This window comes from Deltaproteobacteria bacterium, assembly GCA_019309545.1.
Taxonomy (GTDB): Bacteria; Desulfobacterota; Desulfobaccia; order Desulfobaccales; family Desulfobaccaceae; genus Desulfobacca_B.
Window position 1 is genome coordinate 1 of the sequence record JAFDGA010000058.1, and the last position, 7,110, is coordinate 7,110.

6 protein-coding genes are annotated in these 7,110 nt (G+C 56.1%); all 6 read left to right on the forward strand.

Annotation, left to right across the window (positions count from 1 at the left end; translation table 11 throughout):
• Positions 1-973 precede the first annotated feature (973 nt).
• Positions 974-2,101, forward strand: coding sequence for a hypothetical protein (locus tag JRG72_11220; protein ID MBW2135774.1), 1,128 nt, complete (start codon positions 974-976; stop codon positions 2,099-2,101).
• 19 nt (positions 2,102-2,120) lie between these two features.
• On the forward strand, positions 2,121-2,411 hold the full coding sequence (locus JRG72_11225; GenBank protein ID MBW2135775.1) for a nucleotidyltransferase family protein: 291 nt from the start codon (positions 2,121-2,123) through the stop codon (positions 2,409-2,411).
• Positions 2,408-2,791, forward strand: a complete 384-nt coding sequence (locus tag JRG72_11230; protein ID MBW2135776.1) for a DUF86 domain-containing protein — start codon at positions 2,408-2,410, stop codon at positions 2,789-2,791. The genes JRG72_11225 and JRG72_11230 overlap by 4 nt, the downstream gene beginning before the upstream one ends.
• A gap of 23 nt (positions 2,792-2,814) precedes the next feature.
• Positions 2,815-5,565, forward strand: coding sequence for an ATP-binding protein (locus JRG72_11235; protein ID MBW2135777.1), 2,751 nt, complete (start codon positions 2,815-2,817; stop codon positions 5,563-5,565).
• Between the two features lie 18 nt (positions 5,566-5,583).
• The gene (locus JRG72_11240; protein MBW2135778.1) at positions 5,584-6,006 is read left to right on the forward strand and encodes a hypothetical protein; all 423 of its coding nucleotides are present in this window, start codon (positions 5,584-5,586) and stop codon (positions 6,004-6,006) included.
• Positions 5,990-7,110: DEAD/DEAH box helicase family protein (locus JRG72_11245; GenBank protein MBW2135779.1), on the forward strand; the 1,121-nt coding region annotated here is incomplete at its 3' end. The genes JRG72_11240 and JRG72_11245, both read left to right, overlap by 17 nt.

Below are 7,110 nucleotides of genomic sequence, written 5' to 3' on the forward strand. Positions count from 1 at the left end.
TGGGAGAGGGGCAAGGGGTGAGGGTCGTCAATACCGCCTGCCCACTGCGCAGGACTACCAGGCCGTCTGGAAAGCCCAGCAGCGGCTCAAGGAGATTCTGGAAGACTGGGAACGGGGCGGCCGACCGGGCCTCTGCCCGGTACCGGATGAACCCCTTCCTTGGCGACATGGTCATAGATCAATCCAATCACCTCGCGTTTACGGTATGCAAAACTGGAGCAATTACTATACCGCCCGACAAACCGTAAGCCTCACGTCGCTATGCAGAGCTATTGCCTGCCAGACTAAAAATCACACATTCCCTGGGCTGTCAGAGTTATGTGCTCTAATGCTTTCCAAATTTGCTGAGTTGGTTACCGCCAATTGTAGATGGGAGCCCGTAGCCGAATGTCCCAGGTCGATCTTCACGCGTCACGATTTACCAGCAATGTGGGATTTTGCTGAAGGGGTTCCTACATCATCTTCAAGTGGGGGATTTGATCAAACTCTTCAAAACATTATAACAACTCTTCAAAAAGTTGGTTCAAACTGGGAGATTGGACAGGTTCAACAATCAGATGCAAGACTATCTCCCCTCCCCACAGACAGCGCGAATATTTGGTTTACCGATCCTCCCTATTATGACGCTGTGGCCTATGCAGATTTGTCTGACTTTTTTTTCGTTTGGCTGAAGAGAGCTCTGCCCAATCACCCGCTATTGAAAGATATAAATGATTCAAAAAATCCTCTTGTCCCCAAGAGACAAGAGTTAACAGTAACCACTGTGGCAGGAGAGGAGGAGAAACCCAAAACAAGTAAAGATTTTGAAGAAGGCGTGGAGGAATCCTTCGCCAAAGGGGTAAGTGTCTTGGAGGATAAGGGCATTGGATGCGTTGTTTTTGCCCATAAGACAACGGAAGGTTGGGAAGCTTTACTTACAGGGATGATGAACGCAGGTTGGGTTATCGTGACTTCCTGGCCTGTTGCGACTGAGATGGGGCATCGGTTTAATGCACGGAAAGTCGCCGCCCTGGCCACCAGCGTCCACCTCGTCTGCCGTCCCCGCCCCAAGGATGCCGGGGTGGGCGACTGGGCGGAGGTGCTGCGGGAACTCCCCAGACGGGTGGGCGATTGGATGGAGCGCCTCCAGTCAGAAGGCGTCCGCGGCGCAGACCTAGTCTTTGCCTGCATCGGCCCGGCCCTGGAAATTTTCAGCCGCTACACCAAGGTTGAGACCGCCGAGGGGCGGGAAGTTACCCTCGCCGAGTATTTGGAGAAGGTCTGGGAGGTGGTGGGCCGCACCGCCCTGGAGCAGGTGCTGGGCACCGATGAACCCTCACCCCCAACCCCTCTCCCAGAGGGAGAGGGAGACGAAGGCATTAACTTAGCCCCTCTCCCTCTGGGAGAGGGGAGCCGAAGGCGGGGTGAGGGAATCAAGGGCGGTTTGGAAGAAGACGCCCGGCTGACCGCCCTGTTCCTGTGGACGCTCCAGAGTACCAACGGCAATGACCCTCGCCCTCACCCCAGCCCTCTCCCAGAGGGAGAGGGAGAAGAGGCGGTCGGCGACGAGGACGAGGAGGAAGCCGCTCCGAAGGGTAAAGCCAAGGGCTACAGCCTGGTGTTCGACGTGGTCCGCCGTTTTGCGCAACCGCTGGGCATTGATCTCCCCAGGTGGGAGGGCCGGGTCATCGAGACAAAAAAAGGGGTGGTGCGGCTCCTGGCCGTGTCCGAGCGGGCCAAGCAACTCTTCGGCCAGGACGGAGCCAACGCCGTGGCCGACTGGATCATGCACGAACCCACCAAGGACGTGCAACTGTGGCTGTTCCCCGAGGTGGCCAAGCAGCGCCCACCCAAAACCTCCGGTCGCAAACGGGGGCGAATCGGATCCGGCCTGACGGCTGAAGCTGTAACCAAGGCGGGGGCGACCACCCTGGACCGGGTCCACGCCGCCATGCTGCTCCAGGCCGGCGGCCAGGCCAACGCCTTGCGGACCCTGATTAAGACCGAAATAGATCGCGGCCCGGACTTCCTGCGCCTGGCCAACGCCCTCTCGGCGTTGTATCCTAAAGGCAGCGAGGAGAAGCGCCTGCTCGACGCCATGCTCCTGGCCGTCCCGAGGTAGCAGAGGGAGGTATGTAACCATGACTATTGAAAAGCTGTTGAAAGAAAAACGCCAGGCCATCCTGGCCCTGGCCGCCAAACACGGAGCCAATGATGTTCGGGTATTCGGTTCCGTGATCCGTCGTGAGGCGGTGCCGGGGAGCGATATTGATCTGTTGGTCAAGATGGCCGAAGATCGCAGTTTGTTGGATCTGAGCGCTTTGACCCTGGAGCTTCAGGATCTGCTCGGCGTAAAGGTAGATGTGGTTTCGGAAGATGGACTCTATTGGCTGTTGCGTCGGAGAATTTTGAAGGAGGCGCGACCCTTATGAAAAAAGACCCGCGGGTTTATTTAGCCCAGATCTTGGAGCGGATTGATCGAATTCTGGAGTATACCCAAGAAGGGAGAGACGCCTTTTTTGCCGATGTCCGGACCCAGGATGCGGTGATCCGAAATTTCGAAGTCATCGGGGAGGCCATCAAACGGATTCCCGATGACTACCGGACCTCCCACCCTACCATTCCCTGGCGCCAATTGGCAGGATTGCGTGACGTTTTAATTCATCAGTATGAGGGTATAAGTATTCAAGAGATTTGGCAGATGGTGGCAAGAGACATTAAACCATTACGGCAGGCGATCAGCGGAATTCTGCCCCCGTTGGAGGAACTGGAAAAGCAACTCGCGGGGGATAACGAATCTTCCGAGCTCTAAATGACGTTGACAGGGGTGTGCTCATGGAACCTTGGTACAAGATAGCCACACCGCGCCAAGAGGTCCGCCAGGGCCGGTCTTTCAACCCGGATGAGTTTGCCATTCACCTGGAGCAGGTCATTGCCAAAACCGCCCCAGAAGACTACCGGGAGCCGGAACCGTTTTTTGCCCGGACCTGTTTTACGCGGGCGCTGCGGGAGCACGCCGGGATGGTGCTCCGGCGGCTAGCAGGTGAGACGGCCAATACCGCACCAGTCCTGACCCTTATCACACAGTTCGGCGGCGGCAAGACGCACACGTTGACAGCACTCTACCATATGGCCGCCAATGGGGCCAAGGCCATCGAGTATCCAGGTATTGACGCCCTGATCCAGGACACGGGCCTTAGAACCGTTCCCCAGGCCAAAGTCGCCGCTTTTGTGGGTAACGCCTGGGATCCGCAGGAGGGCAGAGAGACCCCTTGGATTGATGTGGCCTGGCAACTGGCCGGAGCAGCAGGCGTCAGGGAACTAGGCCCGGCAGCCAAGACCACGCCACCCGGAACAGAAGCTCTGAACCGCGTCTTTAAGGCCGCGGGCTGGCCGGTTTTGTTGCTTTTTGACGAGGTGCTTAACTTCCTGAACCGCCATCGCGGCCTGGCCGAGCAGTTTTATGCCTTTATCCAGAACCTGACCGTGGCCACTACCGGCACGACGCATGGGGTGGCGATTATCAGCCTGCCGCGCAGCCAGGTGGAAATGACCGACTGGGACCTGCAGTGGCAGGAGAAGATCACCAGAGTCGTCCGCCGGGTAGCCAAAGATCTCATCGCCAATGACGAGACCGAGATCAGCGAGGTGGTCCGCCGGCGGTTGTTCGATGACATCGGCAGCGACCGCATCCGCAAAAACGTCTCGAAGAGCTACGCGGACTGGTGTTTTGAGCGGCGGGCGCAACTGCCATCGGAATGGACGGCGGTGAACAGCGCCACCACAGAGGCCAAGGCGAGGGAATACCTGCGCAGCCGCTTTGAGGTCTGCTACCCTTTCCACCCCGCGACGCTATCGGTTTTTCAGCGTAAGTGGCAGGCGCTATCCCAGTATCAACAGACGCGCGGGACGCTGGCCATGCTGGCCCAGTGGATTTCCTGGGCTTACCGGACCGGGTTCACTGAGGCTCGACGGGAGCCGCTGATCACCCTCGGGTCTGCACCACTGGAGGTACCGGAATTCCGAAGCGTGGTGTTGGGGCAATTAGGTGAATCTCGCTTAATGGCCGCCATCGACTCCGATATTTCGGGGGCACAGTCCCACGCCCGGGCTCTGGATGCGGATACCAAGGGAGCCTTACGAAACATTCACCGCCGCGTCGGCACGGCGATTCTCTTCGAGTCCTCAGGCGGTCAGATCGATAAGATAGCGCATTTGCCAGAGCTACGTTTTGCCCTGGGCGAGCCGGAAGTTGATACCACCTCGGTGGACACGGCAGCATTTACACTCGAAGCCAAATCATATTTCATTAGGCGGGTGGGATCAGATGGCTTCAAGATTAGCCATCAGCCGACCATCAAGAAAGTCGTCAACGACCGGCGGGCCTCTCTGGATGAGGAGTCCGAGATTAAACCGGCCATGCGGTCTCTTATCAAAAAAGAGTTTGAACGGGGCGTCAGTATCCCGCTGGTGCTGTTTCCGTCGGAAGGCACCGCTGTTCAGGACACGCCGAAACTTACCCTGGTTATCGTCGATCCGGGGTCCGGTTGGACGGGAGAAGGGGCGCAGCGCCAGCAGATTGCCGAATGGACCAAGCAGCGAGGTAAATCGCCGCGGCTTTATCCTGGAGCCCTCGTATGGTGCCTTAAAAAACCTGGCCGCGACTTACGGGCGAAGGTCGAGCTTTGGCTCGCCTGGAAGCGAGTGGCCAAGGAAATCGCCGAGGGAACCCTGGGTGGGGATTTTGACCGGGCTGACCGGGCGGAGATTCAGTCAAAGGTAGCTGATGCGGAAGAAATGGCTAAAGATGAGGTATGGGGCGGTTATCGTTTTGTGGTCATCGCCGATAATCAGGAACCTGACGGACTTAAGACCATTGACCTTGGTGCTGGGCATTCCAGCGGCAGTGAAACCCTTTGCGGGCGGGTGATCACGGCGCTGAAATCACAGGCCCTGTTGAATGAATCTGTCGGGGCGGGCTATATCGAGCGGAACTGGCCTCCAGCCCTAAAAGATGCCGGCGCCTGGCCCTTAGCCAGCCTTCGCCAGAGCTTTCTGAACGGCTCCTTGACGCGCCTTTTGGACCCGGACGCCATATTGCGCAACAAGATTGTTGAGTTCGTTTCCCGAGGTGATTTTGGGCTGGCTTCTAATCTAAAGCCAGATGGCGGTTATGAACGCGTCTTGTTCAATGAAGTTATTGATCCGGTGGAGGTTACCTTTGAGTCCGGCGTTTTCTTGCTCTTGCAGGCCAAGGCCAGGGCTCTTAAGGCCGTGCCGGTTGGTGTGCCTGAGCCGGGCCCCACACCAATGCCCAAGCCGACCCCTGAGCCACGTCTGGAGCCCGAGCCAGAAACAGCACCAGGAGCCACCAAAAGGACATTCCGTATTTTTGGAAATGTGCCGCCCGAAATCTGGAATCGACTGGGAACGAAGGTATTGCCAAAACTGCGGAGCGGCTCCGACCTCAAGATTGGAATTCATTTTGCCGTAACTGTCGATGGGCAAATGGCACCCAGCTTCGAAAATGATCTTAAGCAAATACTCGAAGATCTTGGCCTGACTGGGAGCGTGAATATCGAATAGGAACCAAAAGAGATATTTATGAATGAAAAAAACCATAACGGAGATATTCCCTTCTCTCCCGGAGATTGGGTGATTGACCGCAACAATCCTGCCCAGCCTGGGCAATACACCGGCAATTGGAACGTGGCAGGACCTCACATCATGGTGCAGTTGTCCTATCCCGGCGGCGGCACTAGTTTTCGTCCTCTGGCTTGCCTGGAGGCGAGACATAAAATTGGACAAGGGACGATAGAAGAGCGTCTGCGCGATGGGCATTTCGGAAAGACCCGAGATCTTCAACGGTTGATTACTTATGAAAAGCTCAAGGGTACCCTCTACGAGGTAATCTACTCGATGGAGGCGGCTCAGATCGATTTCTACCCTTACCAGTTCAAACCAGTCCTCAAATTCATTAACTCTCCCACAGAGAGGCTGATCATCGCCGATGAGGTCGGTCGATGAGGTCGGTCTGGGAAAAACAATCGAGTCTGCTCTTATCTGGATGGAACTGCAGGCTAGGCGCCAGGCGGAAAGACTGCTGGTTGTCTGCCCAAAGATTCTTGCCGAAAAGTGGCGCGAGGAACTCCGCAGCAAATTCCTACTGGATGCCAGGATCGTGGGATTCTCAGATCTAGAAAGAGAAATCATGGAATTAAGGATGATGGGGCCGGGCCAATCCTTCGTTTTGATTGCTACCTATACCGGGTTACGTCCCCCGAGAGCTGAATTGCGGCTGTTGGACGAGCCACCGGATATGGAGCCACCTGGGTCAGTGAAAACATCCTTCCTACGTGAACTTCGTCATTGGGATTTGGGGTATGAGCCTTTCGACATGGTGATCTTCGATGAAGCGCATTACATGCGGAACCCGGCGACAACAACCTTTCATCTCGGCGAATGTCTTGCCGCAAATGCGGGTGCGGTTCTATGTGTTTCAGCTACGCCCGTCAACAACAGCAACACCGACCTGCATAGCCTGCTTCGCCTGATCGACGAGAGCTTTTTTGAGACGCATGGTATGTTCGAGGAACTCCTTGAAGCTAATCGTCCGGCCGTGCAAGCCGGGAACGCCTTGGCCCGGGTTCCGCCGGATAAATCGTTGCTGGCAGCAGCAGTTGAAGGCATGAAAAACAGCCGCTTCATCAGCCAATCGCCTTTGTTTAAGCAATTTCTTGAGAAGCTTGAACTCCTGGATCACTCTGATAAAGCGCAGCTGGCGAAATGCCAGGATCTCGCCGAGAAGCTTAATCTTTTAGGCAGTTACGTAAATAGAACAAGAAGGGTACAGGTCAGAGAAAACCGTCCTTTACGTGATCCACTCGTCCTGACGGTCGAGTATTCCCCTGAAGAAATGCTGAAGAAATGCGGTTTTATAGAAAAATCCTCGACATTGTCCGTCGCCGCTGTCTTCTTGATAGTCGACCATTCCATGTTTTTCAGGCGATCGGCTTGCAGCTTAGATCCGCAAGCTGTCTTCCGGTTATGGCCCAGGAACTCCGGGAGGGGCGATTCGGTGATCCCGAAGAGCTCTACGACGAGGCTATGGGCGAAGAAGTCTTTGACGAT

What these genes read in the sequence shown, in the direction of transcription:
- JRG72_11220 (MBW2135774.1), top strand. Translation starts at nt 974, where the DNA reads ATGGGGCATCGGTTTAATGCACGGAAAGTCGCCGCCCTGGCCACCAGC.
- JRG72_11225 (MBW2135775.1), top strand. Translation starts at nt 2,121, where the DNA reads ATGACTATTGAAAAGCTGTTGAAAGAAAAACGCCAGGCCATCCTGGCC.
- JRG72_11230 (MBW2135776.1), top strand. Translation starts at nt 2,408, where the DNA reads ATGAAAAAAGACCCGCGGGTTTATTTAGCCCAGATCTTGGAGCGGATT.
- JRG72_11235 (MBW2135777.1), top strand. Translation starts at nt 2,815, where the DNA reads ATGGAACCTTGGTACAAGATAGCCACACCGCGCCAAGAGGTCCGCCAG.
- JRG72_11240 (MBW2135778.1), top strand. Translation starts at nt 5,584, where the DNA reads ATGAATGAAAAAAACCATAACGGAGATATTCCCTTCTCTCCCGGAGAT.